This is a genomic window from Poriferisphaera sp. WC338 (assembly GCF_050931845.1).
In the GTDB taxonomy this organism is placed as follows: Bacteria; Planctomycetota; Phycisphaerae; order Phycisphaerales; family Phycisphaeraceae; genus Poriferisphaera.
Genome location: NZ_CP194516.1, coordinates 718,485 through 738,635, shown reverse-complemented (window position 1 = coordinate 738,635; position 20,151 = coordinate 718,485). Strand labels below are relative to the sequence as shown.

15 protein-coding genes are annotated in these 20,151 nt (G+C 50.6%); 8 read left to right on the top strand and 7 right to left on the bottom strand.

Going from position 1 to position 20,151, the window contains the following annotated elements; all coding sequences use genetic code 11:
- The first annotated feature begins 206 nt into the window (after positions 1–206).
- From ACQ6WK_RS02970 to ACQ6WK_RS02940, 7 genes are all read left to right on the top strand, one after another.
- Entirely contained in the window at positions 207–836 is a 630-nt protein-coding gene (locus ACQ6WK_RS02970) for a DUF3553 domain-containing protein (protein ID WP_432799255.1), read from the top strand.
- Positions 837–960: 124 nt separating this feature from the next.
- Complete coding sequence (gene ligA / locus ACQ6WK_RS02965) at positions 961–3,024, top strand: NAD-dependent DNA ligase LigA (RefSeq protein ID WP_432799254.1); 2,064 nt, start codon at positions 961–963, stop codon at positions 3,022–3,024.
- Between the two features lie 124 nt (positions 3,025–3,148).
- Positions 3,149–4,147 carry a lysylphosphatidylglycerol synthase domain-containing protein gene (locus ACQ6WK_RS02960; RefSeq protein ID WP_432799253.1) on the top strand — a complete coding sequence of 333 codons (999 nt, stop codon included), beginning with the start codon at positions 3,149–3,151 and terminating at the stop codon, positions 4,145–4,147.
- Positions 4,148–4,207: 60 nt separating this feature from the next.
- Positions 4,208–4,807: an N-acetyltransferase gene (locus ACQ6WK_RS02955; RefSeq protein WP_432799252.1), complete on the top strand. Its 600-nt coding sequence runs from the start codon at positions 4,208–4,210 to the stop codon at positions 4,805–4,807.
- Positions 4,808–4,912: 105 nt separating this feature from the next.
- Entirely contained in the window at positions 4,913–8,350 is a 3,438-nt protein-coding gene (mfd, locus tag ACQ6WK_RS02950; protein ID WP_432799251.1) for a transcription-repair coupling factor, read from the top strand.
- Positions 8,351–8,605: 255 nt separating this feature from the next.
- Positions 8,606–10,186, top strand: a complete 1,581-nt coding sequence (locus ACQ6WK_RS02945; RefSeq protein WP_432799250.1) for a sulfatase family protein — start codon at positions 8,606–8,608, stop codon at positions 10,184–10,186.
- A 186-nt stretch (positions 10,187–10,372) separates the two neighbouring features.
- The gene (locus tag ACQ6WK_RS02940; RefSeq protein WP_432799249.1) at positions 10,373–13,543 is read left to right on the top strand and encodes a glycoside hydrolase family 2 TIM barrel-domain containing protein; all 3,171 of its coding nucleotides are present in this window, start codon (positions 10,373–10,375) and stop codon (positions 13,541–13,543) included.
- 327 nt (positions 13,544–13,870) lie between these two features.
- Here the strand turns inward: ACQ6WK_RS02940 and ACQ6WK_RS02935 are convergent, their stop codons facing one another.
- On the bottom strand, positions 13,871–14,233 hold the full coding sequence (locus ACQ6WK_RS02935; RefSeq protein ID WP_432799248.1) for a hypothetical protein: 363 nt from the start codon (positions 14,231–14,233) through the stop codon (positions 13,871–13,873).
- A 180-nt stretch (positions 14,234–14,413) separates the two neighbouring features.
- Here ACQ6WK_RS02935 and ACQ6WK_RS02930 point away from each other — a divergent pair, with 180 nt between their 5' ends.
- Complete coding sequence (locus ACQ6WK_RS02930) at positions 14,414–15,868, top strand: DUF438 domain-containing protein (RefSeq protein ID WP_432799247.1); 1,455 nt, start codon at positions 14,414–14,416, stop codon at positions 15,866–15,868.
- Positions 15,869–16,001: 133 nt separating this feature from the next.
- Here ACQ6WK_RS02930 and ACQ6WK_RS02925 read toward each other — a convergent pair whose 3' ends face one another.
- The 6 genes from ACQ6WK_RS02925 to ACQ6WK_RS02900 all read right to left on the bottom strand — a co-directional run bounded on the left by ACQ6WK_RS02925 (position 16,002) and on the right by ACQ6WK_RS02900 (position 20,040).
- The gene (locus ACQ6WK_RS02925; protein ID WP_432799246.1) at positions 16,002–16,472 is read right to left on the bottom strand and encodes a tRNA (cytidine(34)-2'-O)-methyltransferase; all 471 of its coding nucleotides are present in this window, start codon (positions 16,470–16,472) and stop codon (positions 16,002–16,004) included.
- Between the two features lie 47 nt (positions 16,473–16,519).
- Positions 16,520–17,008: a hypothetical protein gene (locus ACQ6WK_RS02920; RefSeq protein ID WP_432799245.1), complete on the bottom strand. Its 489-nt coding sequence runs from the start codon at positions 17,006–17,008 to the stop codon at positions 16,520–16,522.
- A gap of 36 nt (positions 17,009–17,044) precedes the next feature.
- A complete protein-coding gene (locus tag ACQ6WK_RS02915; RefSeq protein WP_432799244.1) occupies positions 17,045–17,497 on the bottom strand; it encodes a hypothetical protein in 453 nt (150 codons plus the stop codon).
- Between the two features lie 20 nt (positions 17,498–17,517).
- On the bottom strand, positions 17,518–18,171 hold the full coding sequence (locus tag ACQ6WK_RS02910; protein ID WP_432799243.1) for a macro domain-containing protein: 654 nt from the start codon (positions 18,169–18,171) through the stop codon (positions 17,518–17,520).
- Positions 18,172–18,251: 80 nt separating this feature from the next.
- The gene (locus tag ACQ6WK_RS02905; RefSeq protein WP_432799242.1) at positions 18,252–19,028 is read right to left on the bottom strand and encodes a hypothetical protein; all 777 of its coding nucleotides are present in this window, start codon (positions 19,026–19,028) and stop codon (positions 18,252–18,254) included.
- Between the two features lie 133 nt (positions 19,029–19,161).
- A complete protein-coding gene (locus ACQ6WK_RS02900; RefSeq protein WP_432799241.1) occupies positions 19,162–20,040 on the bottom strand; it encodes an ABC transporter ATP-binding protein in 879 nt (292 codons plus the stop codon).
- Between the last annotated feature and the right edge of the window lie 111 nt (positions 20,041–20,151).

Sequence of the window (20,151 nt, the reverse complement as noted above, 5' to 3'; positions counted from 1 at the left end):
GTTAAGCGTTGCAGCATAACGTTACATTGGCGAAGGGGAATGTCTTGTACAGTAGGGGGCTGATCATTTTGAAGTACAGCGGTTGTGCATGAGATGTTGTATAGCGCGCAAGTTTGCTTGTGCGATTCAGCCGCAGTCAACCACAGCGCTTTAAAGTAAGTCGATTCACATCGACAACTTATCTTGGGCATGGGTGGAAGTTGGTTATGGGAATGCATGAACAATATCAGCGTGGGGATAAGCTTTTTCACTTAAAACGTCCCGAGTGGGGACAAGGCGTTGTTGCCCAAGCAACAACGATCACACATGAAGGGAATCTCGCACAACGCCTCTCCATTGACTTTCCAAACAAAGGACGCGTTGTCATCAACACGGCTGTTGCACCACTTGCGACACAGGGGAATTTTACAGATATGAACACAACAGGACTACAAGAAAAAAAATCCGGCGGATGGCTCGGCGCTCTCGAAAAAGCAGCGGGTGTCAGCACTGCAAAAGAACTCTGGGACCTCCCGGAAAAACTCTCAGACCCGTTCCTCAGTAACATGGAGCGGCTCGTGGCCACGCTTGAAACCTTCCGTTTCAGCACTGAACCTCGGTCACTGATCGACTGGGCCATCGTACAAACAAGTCTCAACGACCCGCTCTCCAAATACACCCGGCATGAACTCGAGCAAGCTTTCCCACGCTTCGAGCGTGACCGCAATCTGCACCTCAAAACTATCGTCATACAACTCAAACGCGAGGGACAGCTTCCCGCAGTAAAGAGTCTTGCGGCTAAGATCAAGCATCCTGCCGCCAAGGAAGCGATGGAAAAAGTCTTCCGTGCACTCTGATCGGTGATGCAGCATCTTGACATTTTCGCACCGCGCCTTGAGCGCGGTTTTTTATGCATGCTTTCACAGAATACCTTCTCAAGATCGCTCCCCCTCCCCTGTCGCTTCGGATAAAATCTTAAGCATGCCAGATACGCCGCAAAAGCAAATAGACAAGCTCACCGACAAACTCAATGCCTATTCTCGCAGCTACTATGTCGATGCAAAATCGCTCATCTCTGACCGCGAGTTCGATGAACTGCTTAAGCAACTCGAATCACTCGAAGAACAACATCCAGAATTCAAGCGTATCGACTCTCCCACGCAGCGCGTCGGCGGCGAACCGATTGACGGCTTCAAAACTATCGCCCACAAAGTCCGCATGCTCTCCATCGACAACACTTATGACGAAGCTGAATTGCGGGCCTGGTATGGCCGCGTACTCAAAGGGCTCGGCCTAACCGAATCAGATACGGCTCATATCCCCCTGCAATTTGAGCCTAAAATCGATGGTGTCGCTGTATCGCTCACCTATGAAAACGGCCAACTCACTCAAGCACTTTCACGGGGCGATGGCCGTAAAGGCGATGACATCACAAGCAATGTCCGCACCATTGCTGCCATTCCTCTGCAACTACACGCGACAAAAAAATATCCCATCCCCGATATCCTCGAAGTTCGCGGTGAAATCTATATGCCCGCCGCTGCGTTTGATGTAATCAACAAGCAAAAAAAAGCGCAAGGTGATGAACCACTCGCAAATCCCCGCAATGCCACAGCCGGTGCATTAAAAACCAAAGACCCCAAACAAGTGGCCAAGGGCCTCCGCTTCTTCGCCCACGGCTTCGGCCAAATGAATCCCAATCCCTATTCATCGCTTAGCCAATTCCTCACCGCACTCAAATCCTTTGGCTTACCCGTTAACCCACACATCACTTCTGGCAACTCCATCGAAGACGCTGTCAACTTCATCGACTCATTCGACACCACACGCACCAAACTCGACTATGAAACCGACGGTGCCGTCATCAAAGTCGACAACTTCGCGCAACAGGAACAACTCGGCACCACATCCAAATTTCCAAAATGGTGCGTCGCCTTTAAGTATGCTGCTGAGCAAGCAGAAACAAAACTGCTCAACGTCGAATGGCAAGTAGGCAAGACCGGCCGCCTCACGCCGCGAGCGACCATGGAGCCTGTCTTTCTTGCTGGCACCACCGTTCAGCACGCCACACTTCATAACGCAGACATGATCGCCGAGAAGGATATTCGCATCGGCGACACAGTGATCATCGAGAAAGCCGGCGAAATCATCCCGCAAGTTGTCAGCGTTGTCACCGAAAAGCGCCTGAAAAATACGCAAAAAATACCTATCCCCACCACCTGTCCCTCTTGCGACGAGCCCACCGAGCAACTCGAAGATGAAGTCGACATCCGCTGCATCAACCGCGAATGCCCCGCACAACTCCGCGAATCATTGATTTGGTTTGTTGGACGCAACCAGATGGACATTGATGGGCTTGGCGAGAAAGCCATCATCCAATTGTTCGATGCGGATCTGCTACATTCCTTCGGCGACATCTATGCACTTTACACCAAGCGCGATCAACTTGTCGAACTGGATCGCATGGGTGAGAAAAAAGTCGACAACATGCTTGCCGGCATCGAAGCTTCCAAAGCGCGTGGCCTCGCCCGCGTGCTCGCCGGCCTTGGTATCCGGCACATCGGCGCACGTGCAGCGGAAATCCTCGCAGAACATTACGGAAACATTGACGACCTTGCTATAGCCAAAGAGGAAGAACTTGCCGAGATTGACGAGATCGGCCCCATCACCGCCGCATCCATCCATCACTTCCTACATCATGAATCGGGGCAACATATCATCGCTGAACTCAAAGAGGCAAAGCTCGATCTCACCGCACCTAAACGTGCTAAGCCCTCTGCCGATTCACCCTTTGCCGGCAAAACCGTCGTCATCACCGGCACATTTGAATCCTTTGGCCGCAAAGAACTCACTGACAAAGTTAAAGCACTCGGCGCAAAAGTATCTTCTTCGGTCTCGAAGAAAACTGATCTTGTTCTAGCCGGTGACTCTGCAGGATCAAAACTCGATAAAGCAACCTCACTCGGCGTCGCCATCTGGGATGAAACGACCATCCTAGCCAACCTGAATGGTGAGGAACCGCCCATACAAGATTCTTTGTTCTAGTCTGTCCCGGTCACATCCAAAAGTCCCTATAAATTAAGCCTATTCATAACTTATAGCGACCATCTCTTGCCGATAATTCTACGACCCAACTTCTATCTATTTCCATCCGAATACACTTACAGACATGCCGACCAAGACCCACCCGAAAGTCCTTCGCTACCTCGGGCCGCTGTTTGGCCTTGCCATCCTGATCGCGGTCGGCTTACTCCTACACAAACAAATCAAGCACCTCACACTCGCTGGCATCGAACAGCATCTCACCGCTATCCCCACACATCAAATCCTTCTCGCACTACTGTTCACGCTCTGCTCATACCTCACTCTCAGCCTGTACGATATCCTCTCGATGTTATATATCCGCGGTAAAGTTCCGTGGTATAAAACTGCCTTCGCATCATTGCTCTCCTACATCTTCTCCAACAACATCGGACTTTCACTGCTAGGCGCTTCTGCCATGCGTTTTCGTTTCTACCCTGCATGGGGAATCTCGCCTACCAATGTCTTTCGCATCGTGGGCTTCACATGGCTTTCTGTTTGGCTCGGCATCATTGCTCTAGCTGGCTTATCACTCACCATCAACCCCATCTCGTTACCAGAGCAAATCCATATCCCTGACCAATTTGTCAGGCCGATTGGCATCCTGTGCATTATTGCGATACTGGTCTATTTAATCCTCTGCCACAAACTACGTCGCGCAGTCCGTTTGCCCGGCCATATTTGGTTATATCTTCCCAAGCTCCGACTCGCGATCTTCCAACCCATCATCGGTATGGCCGACTGGTCAATTGCCGCACTCGTGCTTTACACACTCCTACCCGAACATCATCAGATTCACTTTTTCACGGTACTCTCCATTTACATCATCGCACAACTCATCGGTATTGCCTCACATGTCCCCGCTGGCCTTGGCGTCTTCGATGCCACCCTTCTGCTCATGCTCTCACCTTATCTCGATGCCAACGCTGCACTCTCCGCCATCATTCTTTTCCGCGGCATCTATTATCTCATCCCCCTCGCAATCGGCGGAATCATCATCCTCACCTTTGAACTACATAATCTCTTCCTGAAAAAACACCCCCCATCCCCCCCGCACCCACCACCGCAAAACCAATCCTCACCCTAGCAACCAGACAATTAACCCGCCCATTTCCTCCACACCCTCACAAATACTAAAATACATTTCATGCCCACAGATAAACCCGAAATCCTCTACCGCAAAGCCACCCTTAGCGATGTCCCCGCCATTCATCGCATCATTGGTGACTGCGCCGAACTCGGGCTTATGCTCCCGCAATCATTGGCTGTCCTCTATGAGAACATCCGTAAGTACCATGTGGCCATTGATGCCACCAACAATGAACACAAAGTCATCGGCGTCTGCGGCCTTTCCATCATCTGGGCCAACATGGGCGAAATCTCATCCCTCGCGGTCGATCCCAACTACAGAGGGCATGGCATCGGCAAAGCACTCACCCAGCACTGCCTCGATGAAGCTCATGAACTCTCCATCAAGAAGATCATTACGCTCACCTATGAGCAACAATTCTTCGAATCCCTCGGCTTCTCCGTCGTCGATCGGCAAACCCTGCCGCTCAAGGTTTGGTCCGTCTGTATCAACTGCCCGAAAAACCAAGCCTGCGACGAGATCGCTATGATCATCATCTTTGATGATATCGACGAGATTCATGCCCCCAATCCCGCATCACTCCCACAAGCCAACTACACCATCCCCATCACTCTCTCGCAAACCAAAATTAGCGGCCAACCCAACAAGCAAATCTAGCTCAACTTTAATAGTTCCAAGCCCACGGCTTCCACGCCGTGGGGTCTCATCATCGGCAATGCTCCCGCTTTCACATCGCACCTTCCAATCGCTACAATAGTTCTAATGAATTCGCCCCCCAAATGGCTCGCCGATCTTTTCGAGTCCGCGCAAATCCGCGCGCTTACCGATCTCACATCCAATCCCCCCACCAACGGTCGCATCATCTGCAACGGCTCACGCGGCTCTTCCACCAACCTACTCGCTGCCGCTCTTGCCACAAAAACCAGCCGCCCCGTTTTGCTCGTCGTCGCCCACCTCGATGAAGCCGACGACGCGCTCGACGACTTCGAGATGCTGCAACAAAACGGCGTGGACCTACCCGGCACCGCCTCACGTTTCGGCGCACTCGAAGTTCTCCCCGGCGAATCAAACATCTCGCTTGAACTCCTCGGCGAACGCCTCGCCGTTGTTTCATCCATTGCGGAGCAGCAACAAACATCACCGCAAATACTCGTCGCACCGATTCAGGCATTGATGCAATCCGTTCCTATGCCGGAGGTACTGCCGGAGTTTACAAAGGAGTTACATGAAGGATTGGTACTTGATCCTTCCGCACTCATGGATTGGCTCACCAGCGCAGGTTACCAGCGACAAGACGCCATCGATCAACCCGGCGACTTCTCCGTCCGCGGCGGCATCATCGACATCTACCCACCCGCTGGCTCCTTTGCACAAACAGAAAAAGATGCCAACCAGCCTATCGGGCCCATCCGACTCGACTACTTCGGCGACGAGATTGACTCTATCTCCGAGATAGACATCGAAACCCTCGGCTCCGGCGCCCGGCACAAATCCATCCGCATCCTCGGTGCCTCCGCCTCACAAATCCAATCTAACAAACAAACCACCAACCTCATCGATCTGCTCCCTGAAAAAACCCTTGTGATCATGCACGAAACCGTCGAGCTCTCCGAGCAAGCCCGCGGCTACTTCGAACGCCTCACCTCTCCCGACGGCATCTACTCACCCAACGCAACCTTCGGCCGGCTCACCCGCAAAACCCACATTGAAGTCACGCAATACGCCCCCCGTACTGACATCAACGACCGTGTTGACCTGCCTCTCGATCAACTCATCCCCTTCGAACAAGACGCCAAAGCCGCCATCCAACAACTCGCCAATCTCGCAATCAATCCAAGCAACACCGTCCACGTTCTCTGCCGCAAACAAGCCGAAGCCGACCGCCTCCGCGCCCTACTACACGAAGAAGCCCCCGACGCCATTGAGAACATCAACCTCTCAGTCGCCCCACTCCACCACGGCTTCGCTTGGCATCACACCGATCAAATCACCCGCGAGATCGGCCTCACAAACAAGAACACCGCCCCCGTCTCCCTCTCCGGCAAGAAAGCCAAACGTCGCAAAAAACAAACGACCTCCACCGAATCAATCTTACACCTCGTCACTCACCACGAACTCTTCCACCGCTATGAGACCCGCCGCCGTGTGCGCAAGGTATCATTCGATACTTCAACGACTCAAGCCTCCGATGCATTCCTTGATCTCGATGTCGGCGATCACGTCGTCCACGTCGATCACGGCATCGCGCGTTTCACCGGCCTGAAAACCATGCGCCGCGGCAAACTCTCCTCCGAATACCTTACACTCGAATTTGCACAAAAGGCCCTCCTTCACGTCCCCATCACACAAATCGACCTCATCCAAAAATACATCGGCGGTTTCCATGGCCGCCCACCCCTCTCCAAACTCGGCGGAAAATCCTGGTCCAAACAAAAAGAAAACGTCGCCGAAGCCGTCCGCTCACTCGCCAAACAACTTCTCCAAGTCCAAGCCGCACGTGAAACCATGCCCGGCACCCGCTTCCCCAAAGACTCCGCATGGATGCAGGAATTCGAAGCCGAATTCCCCTACGACGAAACCGAAGATCAACTCGCCGCCATCGCCGCCATCAAACATGACATGGCACAAGAGCGACCCATGGACCGACTCATCTGCGGTGATGTCGGCTTTGGCAAAACCGAAATCGCCATCCGCGCTGCGTTTAAAGCCGTCGAATACGGCAAACAAGTCGCCGTCCTCGTCCCCACCACCGTCCTCGCAGAACAACATGAAATCACCTTCAAACAGCGCATGGCCGACTACCCCTTCCGGGTCGAATCACTCTCCCGATTCAAAACCACTAAACAACAAAAAGAAATCGTAAACGCCCTCACCCTCGGGCAAGTCGACATCCTCATCGGCACGCACCGCATACTTTCCCAAGACATCCGCTTCGGCGATCTCGGGCTCGTCGTCATCGATGAAGAGCAACGCTTTGGCGTCGAACATAAAAACAAACTCCTTCAATACCGCCTCACCGCCGACGTCCTCACCCTCTCCGCCACACCCATTCCCCGTACACTCCACATGTCCATGATCGGGCTCCGCGACATCTCCTCACTTTCCACCGCACCCGTCGACCGCCGCGCGATCGTCACCGAAGTCACCCCCTTTGATCGCAACCGTGTCAAAAACGCCATCGTCCGCGAGCTCAATCGTGATGGCCAAATCTTCTTTGTCCATAATCGCGTTCACAACATTGAAACCATTAAAGACGAACTCCAAAAACTCGTCCCCGACGCCCGCATCATCATTGGCCACGGACAAATGTCACCACGCGATCTTGAAAAAATCATGCTCGCCTTCATGCGACACGAATACGACATCCTCGTCGCCACCACCATCATCGAATCTGGCATCGACATCCCCACCGCCAACACCATGTTCATCAACGATGCAGACAACTTCGGCCTCGCACAACTCCACCAACTCCGTGGGCGCGTCGGCCGGTACAAACACCGCGCCTATTGCTATATGCTCCTGCCGGAAAACCGCACGGTGAACGAAGTCGCCGTCAAACGGCTTAAAGCCATCGAACAATACGCCATGCTCGGCGCCGGTTTTAAAATCGCCATGCGCGATTTGGAAATCCGCGGGGCCGGCAACCTGCTCGGCTCCGAACAGTCCGGCCACATCGCCGCCGTCGGCTACGAAATGTACTGCCTCCTGCTCGAGCAGGAAACCAAACGTCTCCGCAACGAACCCGTCATCGAACCTGCCAAAACCCACCTCGAACTCCCCTTCGTAGGATCACTCCCCAAGCGTTACATCGCCTCCGACAAGTATCGCATGGAAGCCTACCGCCAACTCTCTCGCGCCTTCAAACTCGATCACCTCACCTCTGTCACCCAAAACCTCACCGACGCCTACGGCCCGCCCCCCCAGCAAGCCCAACTACTCATCGACCTCACCGAACTCCGCATCGCCGCATCCACCCTACAAATCGACCGTATCAAACTCGAAGACAAAGACATCATCTTCACCACCAGCAGCGCCAAAAAACTCGACGAAATCCTCACCGGCGCACCCGGCCGCGTCTCACTCATCGACAATAAAACCATTTACTACCGCCCCCCCGCTTCCTATCTCAAACCCGCCTCAACATTGCTAGCCGTCCTCCGCAAACTGATCGTAAGACCCGTGGCTTCGGTCAATTCATAACACGCGATTCTCACAAGCACCAACCCGCAAATTCCTCTCTCAGGTCAGCAACGTAGCCTCCATATGACATTCCAGCCATCACCTCACACCCCAACTTTTTCAAACGTACCACAAGGCAACACAATCCAGAAAACCCAATGATTGGCCCATGATAAAAGCCGCTCTCTACTATTTCGGTGCGCTCCGAATTTTGATACAGTGTATTCTCCTGTCCTTTGTGTTGATATGAATGATCTTACGAGGGCGCAACCTGCAATGATGAATTCCTCCCCCCAACTTGATACAACTCATAAAGTAAATCGCCGCCAATTTCTGCTTGCATCTTCCACAGCGTTAATCGGTCAATCATGGGCATCAGCAGATGTGTCTTCTGAAAAATCTGCGATACATCCACCAATCACCCAGCCGCAAGCAGGCAAGCCACTCAATGTGATTCTGTTTTTGACAGATGATCATGGTGCGTGGGCTGCAGGATGCTACGGCAATAAAGAATTACAAACCCCCCATTTAGATCGACTTGCTCAAGAGGGCATTCGATTCAGTGATGCAACCACACCATGCCCAGTCTGCTCACCAGGACGAGCATGCATCATGACTGGCCAAACGCCATCACAAATCGGTATCCATGACTGGCTAAACGAGAACAATCCAATCATCGCAAATCACCCATGGCTTGCAGATCAATCAACACTCCCCAAATTATTCCAACAGGCTGGCTACCACACAATGCTTACAGGTAAATGGCACTTGGGTGGATCACACACAACACCCGATGGCTTTGATCAATGCTTTGGTTTGCCATATACCCAAGGATGGCATAATGGTGAATATACATATCACCTTAACGGCAAGCCTGTTACTCTCTCTGGCAATAAGTCACAATTCATCACCGATCACGCAATCCAATTCTTAAGAGATTGCCCCAAAAATCAGCCGTTCTTCCTGAACGTCGGCTACATTGCCACTCATTCACCCTACCATCAAGATCATCATGATCCTAAACTCATTGATCAATACAAAGATGCAAGTTTTTCCGACCTGCCCGTCTACAAAGAGCATCCATGGTCAAAGAATGAAGCATTCAAAACCACCGAAGACGATTTGGAAGGCATCAAAGAATACAGACGTGGCTACTACGCAGCGGTAACAGAAATTGATAACAATATCGGGCGCATCCTAGCCTATCTTGAAGAAACCAACCAACTCGACAATACAATAATTGTTTACACTTCGGATCACGGCTGCACACAAGGTCATCACGGTTTCTGGGGCAAAGGAAATTCTACACGACCGCTCAATGCTTATGAGCATTCAATCCGCATACCGCTGCTTATAAGACACCCTCAAAAAGAATCCAATCTGATCTCTGATCGTGCCGTCGATCACTATGACACCTTCGCCACAATTTGCCATTACGCAGACCTGCGTTTACCAGCAAGTAAAAACTATCCCGGCCAGTCCTTTGCGGAGAACCCAGCTGAAACGCGATCAACCCCCCGATTCGGCGAGTACGGCGACCTACGATTTATTCGTACCGACCAATACAAGCTGATCCTTCGCTATGATCACGTGCCTAACGAATTATTCGATCTCAAGAATGATCCTGACGAAACCACCAACCACTACGATAACCCCACTTATCAACAAACTATCAAACAACTTACCTTGCAATTAAACACGTGGTATAGCGCCTACCAATCACCGGAACGTACAGGGTTGAAAGTGAAATCTCTGCTAAAACACAATCATGATGAAGCATGGCGTGACGGCAAGCGTGAAAATTACGTCCGAGGTATCCGCAAACGTATAGAACGTCGTAACAAACAAAAACTATAAGTTCGTGAATGACCTTTTCATGTGTATATAAGCATGTGGTCCATCCTGACCTTACAGGCCTCACAGTGTTACACAATCCTCGCAATACGCCTGATACATCCAAACACCCTATGACCCTAGTACGGCCATACCCAATGTTAATAAGCTTACCATCCAATCAATGACTTCCGTTCCTTGGAGATAATCATGTTTTCAATGAAGCTCCCAATCTGGCTTTTTTTTTGCACACAAGCTTTATTAGTTTGTGAGATTATGATCGCTTCTGCAGATACTCAAGACTGGGAAAATCCGGAACTCCTTCACATCAATCGCGAGCCTGCACGTGCATGGTTTATTAATTATGCAAACTCGAAGGAAGCAAAAACATTTACCCCTGAAGCATCCTCCAGATGGAAAAGCCTGAACGGCTTATGGCGTTTTCAATGGATTGGCAATCCAAACCGACGCACAGTCAATTTTTACAAAAATGACTTTGATGATGCAGATTGGAACCAAATTCCAGTACCTTCTAACTGGCAACGTGAAGGGTACGGCACGCCAATCTATCTAAACCGAGGTTATACGTTCAAATCAAACTACCCGCGTGTGATGGATGAACCTGAGAAAGAATATACAAACTATCATGATCGCAATCCGGTTGGCAGTTACAGACGTCATTTTGATTTGCCCGCAGCATGGGAAAACAAACGTGTTCTCTTACGTTTTGATGGTGTCAGCAGTGCGTTCTATGTTTGGGTTAATGGACAAAAAGTAGGCTATAGCCAGGGGAGCAGAACCGCTGCAGAGTTTGATGTAACACCGTATGTACATGTCGGTAAACAAAACCTCATTGCGGTTGAGGTATATCGCTACAACGACGGGTCCTATCTGGAAGATCAAGATTTTTGGCGTATGAGCGGCATCTACCGTGATGTCACATTGATTGCCCGACCAACAGTGTATGTACGCGATATAGAAATCCAAGCGGATTTTGATAAAACATATACCAATGCCGAACTGGCCATCAAAATAGATTTCACCAACAGCACTGATCAAGACCAAACCATCATCACTGATATCACCATCCGCGATCTTCGCGATGCACGCCAACTGCTCTCAAAAACACTCACAATTAACACACATAATAAACGTGACAACCAAATTGAATTCCATGAAGTGGTCGAATCGCCGCGCCAGTGGAATGCTGAAACACCCAATTTGCATGTTGCAGAAATATCGATTAAGAACGTCGAAGGTCGTGTGCTTGAATTCATCCCGATACGTTTTGGCTTTAGAGAAGTTGAAATCGTCAACAATCAAATCCTGATCAATGGCAAGCCTGTCTATTTTAAAGGTGTCAACCGCCATGAACACGACCCAACCCTCGGACACACCATGACGCGGGAACGCATGGAGCAGGACCTGCGTATGATGAAACAGTTCAACATCAACGCAGTTCGGACAGCACACTATCCAAATACACCTTTGTGGTATGCGTTGTGCGATGAATATGGCATTTACGTCATGGATGAAGCCAACTTGGAAACACATGGCTTGGGAAATTGGCCAACCAACCCGCTAGCACATGACAAACAATGGCGAGCCGCTATGCTTGATCGCATCGAACGCATGGTCGAACGTGACAAAAACTTTGCCAGCGTGGTGATCTGGTCACTTGGCAATGAAGCAGGCGACGGACCCAATTTCAGGTACTTAAGAGGTTGGCTGAACGCTCGTGATGACCGCCCTGTATCGTATGAAGGCTCAACCGGGCGCGGCTGGGGATATTCATCCGACATCAACAGCTCAATGTACACAAAACCACATGCGCTGATAGAAACCTCGAAGAAATGGGGAAACAAACCCATGCTAGTCATCGAGTATGCCCATGCCATGGGTAACAGTGTTGGCAACTTCCAAAAGTACTGGGACATCTTTGAAGCAAATCCTAGCATGCAAGGCGGCTTCATCTGGGATTGGGTCGATCAAGGGCTTTGGAAAACCAATGAGCAAGGTCAAAAGTATCTCGCATACGGTGGCGACTTCGGCGACTTCCCCAACCAAAATAATTTCTGCTTGAATGGGATCGTACGCGCAGATCGTATTCCCAACCCATCACTTTATGAAGTCAAAAAGGTTCAACAATTTATAAAAGTCAAATCGATTGATCTGAACACAGGCCACTTTCAAATTCACAACAAGCATGACTTTATTGATCTCAACAAATACCTCGGTAAATGGGCCATCGAATCAAACGGAGCTGTCGTCACATCAGGTCACCTTAATTCACTAGATGTAAAACCAGGCGAGATGATCCAAGTTACATTACCTGTCAGCCCCTACCTTCATATGCAAGACCAAGAGTACTATCTGACCATCCAGTTTGAACTGAAGGAAGATACTCGCTGGGCAAAAGCAGGAACGGTTATGGCCTGGGATCAATTCGAGTTAAACCGCCAAGTACTGCAATCGCGCCCTGCCGACTTACAGCATCTCGCTCAATCCAATACCGCCACAATCACACAGACCGACGATGCTTTCATTCTTCAAAACACTAAAACGCAAATCAACATCAACCGTCAAACAGGATGGGTTGATGCATACATCGTCAATGGCAACAATCTTTTGCGCGGAAGTTTGCGGCCCAATACGTGGCGTATTAAAAACGACAATCAATATGGTCGAAAAAAAACTTTCGACAGAATGTATCTTGTTTGGCAAGATGCCATTGAAACCAGCACCATTCATATCCAACCTGACACTGCAAACAGTCGCATTCAAGTGCAACATCGCATTAGTACAGGTGATACGATTGCCATGACTTATGCTCTAAACACACAAGACCAGCTTCACATTAAGGGTGAATTGATTCCAGCAACAAACAAAGATCCACAAAAACGATTTATGCCGCGTTTTGGAGTCATCACACGTTTTCCAAAAGACATGCGTGTTTGTCGGTTTGAAGGCCGCGGGCCACACGAAACATACGCAGATAGAAAAACCGGTGGCAAAATCGCTATCTATGAACTTGATATCAACCAAATGATCTATCAATATACCCGACCACAACAGAACGGGAATCATACCGATGTACGGTGGGCAGCGATTTCTGATAAACAAAATAGTCAGAGTGTAATGATTACTAGCCGCAAGTTGTTTAACTTGACCATACGTCCCTATGCCATGAAAGACCTTCTTGAAGCCAAGCATGTCATCGACCTACCACGACGCGACTTTGTTGAAGTCATGATCGATCATCAGCAAATGGGTGTTGGTGGGGATGATTCATGGGGCGCTGAAGTTCATGAGGAATACCGCGTGCCAATTTCACCCATGGCATTTGAATTCACGCTTGAAGCAAACAATAAGCAAGAATGATCAACACCATCAATTACGACTAGCCGATCAGCTTCATTATAACGCCTGCAAGCATATAAAATTGCGTGTTTTCTCATGAGTCGTATAACCTCAACCTTTTCTATCTGCTCATGAAACTCGAAAACAAAAACGTCATCTTCACCACCAACTGCACCCCTAATACCAATATAAATCCTTCTCTCCCCCAGCCGCGTCTCGCTCATCGACAACAAAACCATTTATTACAGACCCCCGCTTCTTACCTCAAACCCGCCTCGCCATCCTCCGAAAACTCATCGCCCGGCCAGTTAAAGATCAATAAGCTCATTTTCATTAAAAGGCATAAATCTAAAAATTGAGATCTTCGATAAACCGACTTTCCATTGAAATGGCTTCACGCTTGATATCAAAATTTTCTACTAAGAGCTCTGTTACAATTTCTTCAACACTCACGTTAATGTTATACGACTGACCACATTCTGGGCACATCCCTTGAGCGGGCAGCGTATTCAGGCAATAACCACAATCTTCATTCAAACAACACACTGATTCGCTAGAGATGAAAGCCGAATTGTGGTTTGTTCCTACATGCTGGCGTATCAAATTGCAGAGTTGGCCGACTGTCCTAACCCGCTCAACTTCAGTATCAGGCAAGTTGATACCAAACACATCCTCAACATCTAATATCAATTCAATACTTTCCAATCCCATCTCACATAATCCCTAATTCATGCCATTCTTATTCCTCTAGTGCAACTTCACCAAAGCACTATACAAAATCTCCGCATCCCTTGACTTGCAACTCATTCTCAATAAAATAATAAAAGATATTTCTTTCTTTTATTAGAGCCGTCAAAACTAAACAGGGCGCCAGTCGGCGTGTAAATCATTATGAGTGAACTACTTGACAATCGTGCGCACCGCGTCCGCACACTCAAAAACATCATCAAAAAGCTCCACGCAGGCAGTCCCCCAGAATCTGTACGTGTGGAATTGAAGCAACTCGTCAAGGCGTGCGACGCCACCGAAATCGCCCAGATGGAAACCGAACTCATCGCCGAAGGCATGGATCCCAAAGAGATCATGTCCATGTGCGATCTCCATGCCGAATTGATCAGCGAGATCCTCGTCGAATCACCCCCCATGCCAAACGCAACCAGTGATGACAACGACTCCGAATCACTCGTCTCCCTCCCCACGCTCAACACGCCACCGCAAAAAGCTTCCCCCGTACAAACCTCATCCTTCGGCATGCAGAACGCAGACAATACTCCCGCCGACCTAAAGCCCGGCCACCCCGTCGATACCTTCAAGCGTGAAAACGCTGCGCTCGCCGACCACGTCGCCAAAATCCGCACCGCGCTCACCAACCTCGCTGCGTCTAACCGTGAGTTAGACGACATCAAAGCCAATCACTATCAGGCCCGCCTCCTACTCAACGAACTCATGGACATCGAAAAGCATTATGATCGCAAAGAGAATCTGCTTTTCTCCATGCTCGAACGCCATGGCATCACCGGCCCATCCACAGTCATGTGGGGCAAAGATGATCAGGTCCGCGCCTTGCTTAAAACCTTCTCCGAGAATTTCCTCCCGGAAGAAACGCCTGCCGACGAATGGCGCACCTTCGCGCAAACCGTCGCCGCCTCTGCCCTCGATAGCGTCGTCGACATGATCTTCAAGGAAGAGCACATCCTCCTGCCCATGTCACTCAAAGCGCTCACCGCCACCGAATGGGCAGAGATCTTCGAGCAATCCCCTCTCTTCGGCTGGTGCCTCGTTGATCCGCAAGAAGGTTACATCCCACCAAAGCCGAAAAGCCCTACGATTTCAGATGAAGCCGCACGCAAAGCAGAAAGCGAAGGCATCGCACTCGACATTGTTACTGGCAAACAAAACGCCAGCATGGCCAGCGCCGCAAGCACAACCCCCGGCAGCGAATTGATCATGTTCCCCACCGGCCAACTCAATCTCGAACAACTCAAGATGATCTTCAGCACCCTCCCTGTCGATCTGACCTATGTCGATGCTGAAGACCGCGTACGATTTTTCTCTGAGGGACCCAAGCGCGTCTTCCACCGGCCCAAAGCCGTCATCGGCCGCCTCGTCCAGCACTGCCATCCGCCCGGCTCTGTCCACATCGTCGATCAGATCCTCGAAGATTTTAAGTCAGGCAAGCAAAGCCTCGCAGAATTCTGGATCAATATGAAAGGCAAATTCATTCACATCCGCTACTTCGCCCTCCGTGATGAAAACGAAAAATACATGGGCACACTCGAGATCACCCAAGACCTCACCCATGAACGATCCCTCGAAGGGGACCGCCGCCTTCTATCTTATGATTAGACGGTCACGCTCGCCGTTTGGTGAATCGCCTGCATGTACATGTACCGCTTGTTCGAAATATCTGTGTTGTGGATGTTTCAGCCTCGCCATGAGCCTGTAAAAGAACATGCTCACGCATGATCAACATGCGTCTTCATATCAATTGATGATCTTCCAATAACCCCGCCTTCAGCGATGCCTGCGCCAGAACGATTGCCGCGGTGTTACTCAAATTATAAGAACGCACCGGGCCCGGGATCGGCACATAAAGACAGCTTGTTTCCCAGCGTTTCCGCCAATCCTCCGGCAAACCTGTGTTCTCATTGCCAAACAAAAGTACATCTCCATCAGCATACCCCGGCTGGTCATAACGCACCGCACCAAACTTCGTCACAAGATACGGCCGCCGCTCTCCAAGCCAACCCAAAAAATCCTCTGGTGAGTCATACAACGACAAGGTCAGATCATCCCAATAATCCAGCCCCGCGCGTTTGGCGTTCGTGTCTGACACTTCAAACTTCGTCGGGCCAATGATATGAAGATGCGCCTTCATGCCGACACACTGACGTGCCACATTCCCTGTGTTCGGTGGGATCGCCGGCTGATATAAAGCAACATGAATCATACAGTGATTGTAGACCAAACCCACGCCGCCGCCAAAGCATCAAACCCTCATCGCTTGAGCATCTTAAAACACAGCGGGTCCAGCGCACCAAGCTGCTGAAAATCACGCTCGCTACGAGGCGGTACCAGCACGATCCGCTTTTCATTCCCAAGGATCACCATCTCGCGCGGCCGCCACTGATGTAATTCATCTTCCATCAACACCGCATTGGGATAGAGTCGTAGCATCCCCTCTTCCTTCCACTCACCCACCTCCGCATCAAACACCTTCCGCCCAAGCATCAGCCGCAAGCTATACATCCCATCTCGATACAAGATAAGTTCCCAAAGCTCCTGATCCAGCTCCCCCATCAACCACACACCTTCAAGCTCATCCATCCCTCCACGGAATGGCTCGAACACCTGATAATAATCATACGTCCCCGTCTTCCCTGGGATCACCGTAAACACCGGCGTATCCGGACCACGACTTGTTGAACATCCAATCATCCCACTGATAACAAACAGAATCAACAACAACCACTTTGATGTATACATATCCCACCAACCCTTTAACAACATGCTTGGATAAAACTATTCCCTCGGCACTTCAATCGCGGATACAAACGCACCAATCAAATCTACCTTCGTCCCCCGCCCGGTTACCGTCACAATCTCCCTGTCAGGATCAAGTCCGTACAGATTGATCTCACACCAATACTTCTGCTCCCTGTTAAATATACCTTTTCGCAATGCAACTGCATTCACATCTAGATAATGAGCCACCCATATTTCATCTGCCCCGCTAATCGTCTCTGCTTCATCGATCCGACCATGTCTATCTTCAACGCGCCCAAACCGCACAATCTGCCAGCCCTGTTCTCTCAATGCGGCCTTAAGTGATTCACGTATCTCCGCTTCACCGCCAGCTACCGTCACTGTCCGCATCTCCCCCACATCACCAGTGCGTTTGACCACCGGGCCACTCGCACAACCGCTCAAAAACAGCAGTAAAACAAAATGTAAACAGACAATCTTCAAATTCATCCGATCCATGCAGAACAAGCTTAAATTCGGCCACGTCCGATCATCCATGTATCGCAATCTTCGATTGTCCTACGATACACTTCGGCATCCGCCTCACTGAAACAGCAGAATATCACGCGCCTCGGTAAACTTTCTTTTCCATGTTGCGATAAGTATCCAAACACATGACCAAACGCAATTTTGGCTGCCCGGTCTTTTGGATAACCATACACGCCGGTGCTGATAGATGGGAACGCGATCACCTCACAGCCATGCTTCTCCGCCAGCGATAAACACTGCATATAACACGATGCAAGCAATGTATCTTCTAGCGTGTACCCCAACTTCTCCCCTTCATCAGCTTCGCCCCATAACGGCTGATCTTTAACCTGCCATATCGGTCCAACAGTATGAAAGATATGTTTGATCCCGCCCGATTCAAGATCAAACGCTGGCGTTGCTTTCGCCAATCCTGTCGGACATCCGCCAAGTGTCTTGTTGTGTTCAAGCAAACGCGCACCAGCCGCCCGATGGATCGCACCATCCACACCACCGCCGCCCAGTAGCGATTCATTCGCCGCATTCACGATCGCATCCACCTTCAATTTTGTGATATCACTCACCACCACATCAATACGCGAAAGTACTTCTTGCTTGCGGTCTTCCTGCGAACAATTGGAACGCTGATCATTCATGGCCGCATTGTAGCCGCTCAGCCCCAGATCATGAAAACCACATCAAAATTGCGGTGTCGCAAAAGACGGGCCTGCCCCAATCAATAGAATGTCAATTCATCATCCGGATCCCGCAGCCCTATCGGCTTATCTAAGATCTCTTTCAGCACAATCGCCCGACGAAGATCATGCACATTCCCCAGATCCAGGTCGCTCTGCCCGATTGCCGCTGACGTCGCCGACATCGCTACCCGCCGCTGCGCCTGCTCTTCTTGTTGGGCCTGTTTTTGCTTTGCTGCACGTTCAGCCGCCAACCGACGTTTGCGATCCTTCTCACGCTTAAATTGTTGCTGCTGCTTAAGTTCATCCGCACTACGCCGGCGCTGCTGATCAAGTTGACGTTGCTGCTCAAGCATCTGCCGCTGTCGCTGTTGTTCAAGCTGTAACCGCCTCTGCTCTTCTAATCGCCTGCGCTGTTCCTGTTGCCGTTGCATCTGAAGCTGCACATCCACATGCGCACCGGGTTCAACCTGCGATGTCGGTTCATGGCGTTGTTGCTGCGGCGCGTGCGTCTGCTTGGCGCGTTCTTCATACTGCGCCTTAGCCCGCGCTCTCGCGATTCGCTCTGCCATCGTCATGTTCGTCGGCTCGCTCCCACCACCGCCCGCTGACATCCGATCCTGTCGCCGCGTCCGCATCCCCTGCCCGCCAAGCTGTCCTTCTTCTCGCATCTCTGCTTGTCGCTGCTGCCGCTTCTTCTCTGCACCTTTTTGGATTGCCTGCCAAGCCGCCGAGCCAAAGATTACGAGCAATACAACCACCGCACCAGCAATATCCGCCAAATCTAAACCAAGCGTCAATATGTCGTGTTTCATCATTGCGTTCACCTTCATCCATGAACATTAAACAGGCCTATATATTGTATCTCGCCGTCAACGTCTCGGATATCTCATTCCTGCAACTTAATCGTCCACCTGCCCCAATCTCGGCTTACCCCACTAAAACGCCCCTTCACTCCACCGCATCTTCGATCCAAAACATCGGACGATCCCCGCCATTTGCATTCCCACCCTCCGTCCCGCATGACAGCTCGCGCATCTTTACCCGATACACCGGCTCAAGCATCTCCTTATTCATCACCTTCCGCCAACCTCCCTTCGCCACCACCTTCCCATGATCCAGCAGCACCACATCATCTGCATACCGCGCCGTCAGATTCAGATCGTGCATCACCACTAACACCGCATCACCCGCAACGGCACGCTCTCGCAGCACATGCATCATTTGTTGCACATGCCACAAATCTAAATTACTCCCTGGTTCATCCAATACAAACACGCCGCCCTTACCCACCTTCTCTCCCATACCATACCCCTGCGCTAGCGCTCGCGCGATCATTACCCGCTGCTGCTGCCCGCCTGATAGTTCCGCAAAAATCGTATCCTGCACCTCACCAAGATCACACCGATCCATCGCCCACACGATCGCTTCTTCATTTGAACCTGCTGCGAACCGTCCCATACTCACGACTTCTCGCACTGTAAACGCAAAACTCACCGCCCCCCGCTGCGGCACATAACTCATTCGGCATGCCCGCGCTCCAGCATCTATTCGCCCGACATCCTTCCCATCCAGCAACACCTCACCTTCCCAAGGATCGAGTTGCCCCAAGATCAATTTCACCAGTGTCGATTTCCCCGCCGCATTCGGCCCGATCAATGCACAAACCCGCCCAGCAAACAACTCAAACGATACATCATCCACAACCGCTCGATCATCCCCATAACCAAACCTCACCCCGCGGACCGATATAACACCATCCTTCGGCTCGCATTTCTCCGAAGCATCGTGCTCGTATGGATCATCTGTTCTCGACGTGTTATCGGTCATCGTTTTATGACTTTCTCGTTCATGCGTAAATACCGGACGACCCGCTTCACACTGTAACGAATATTCCTGATTTCACAGTTTTGTCTCTTAGGTCGTCCCCCGTTATTGCCG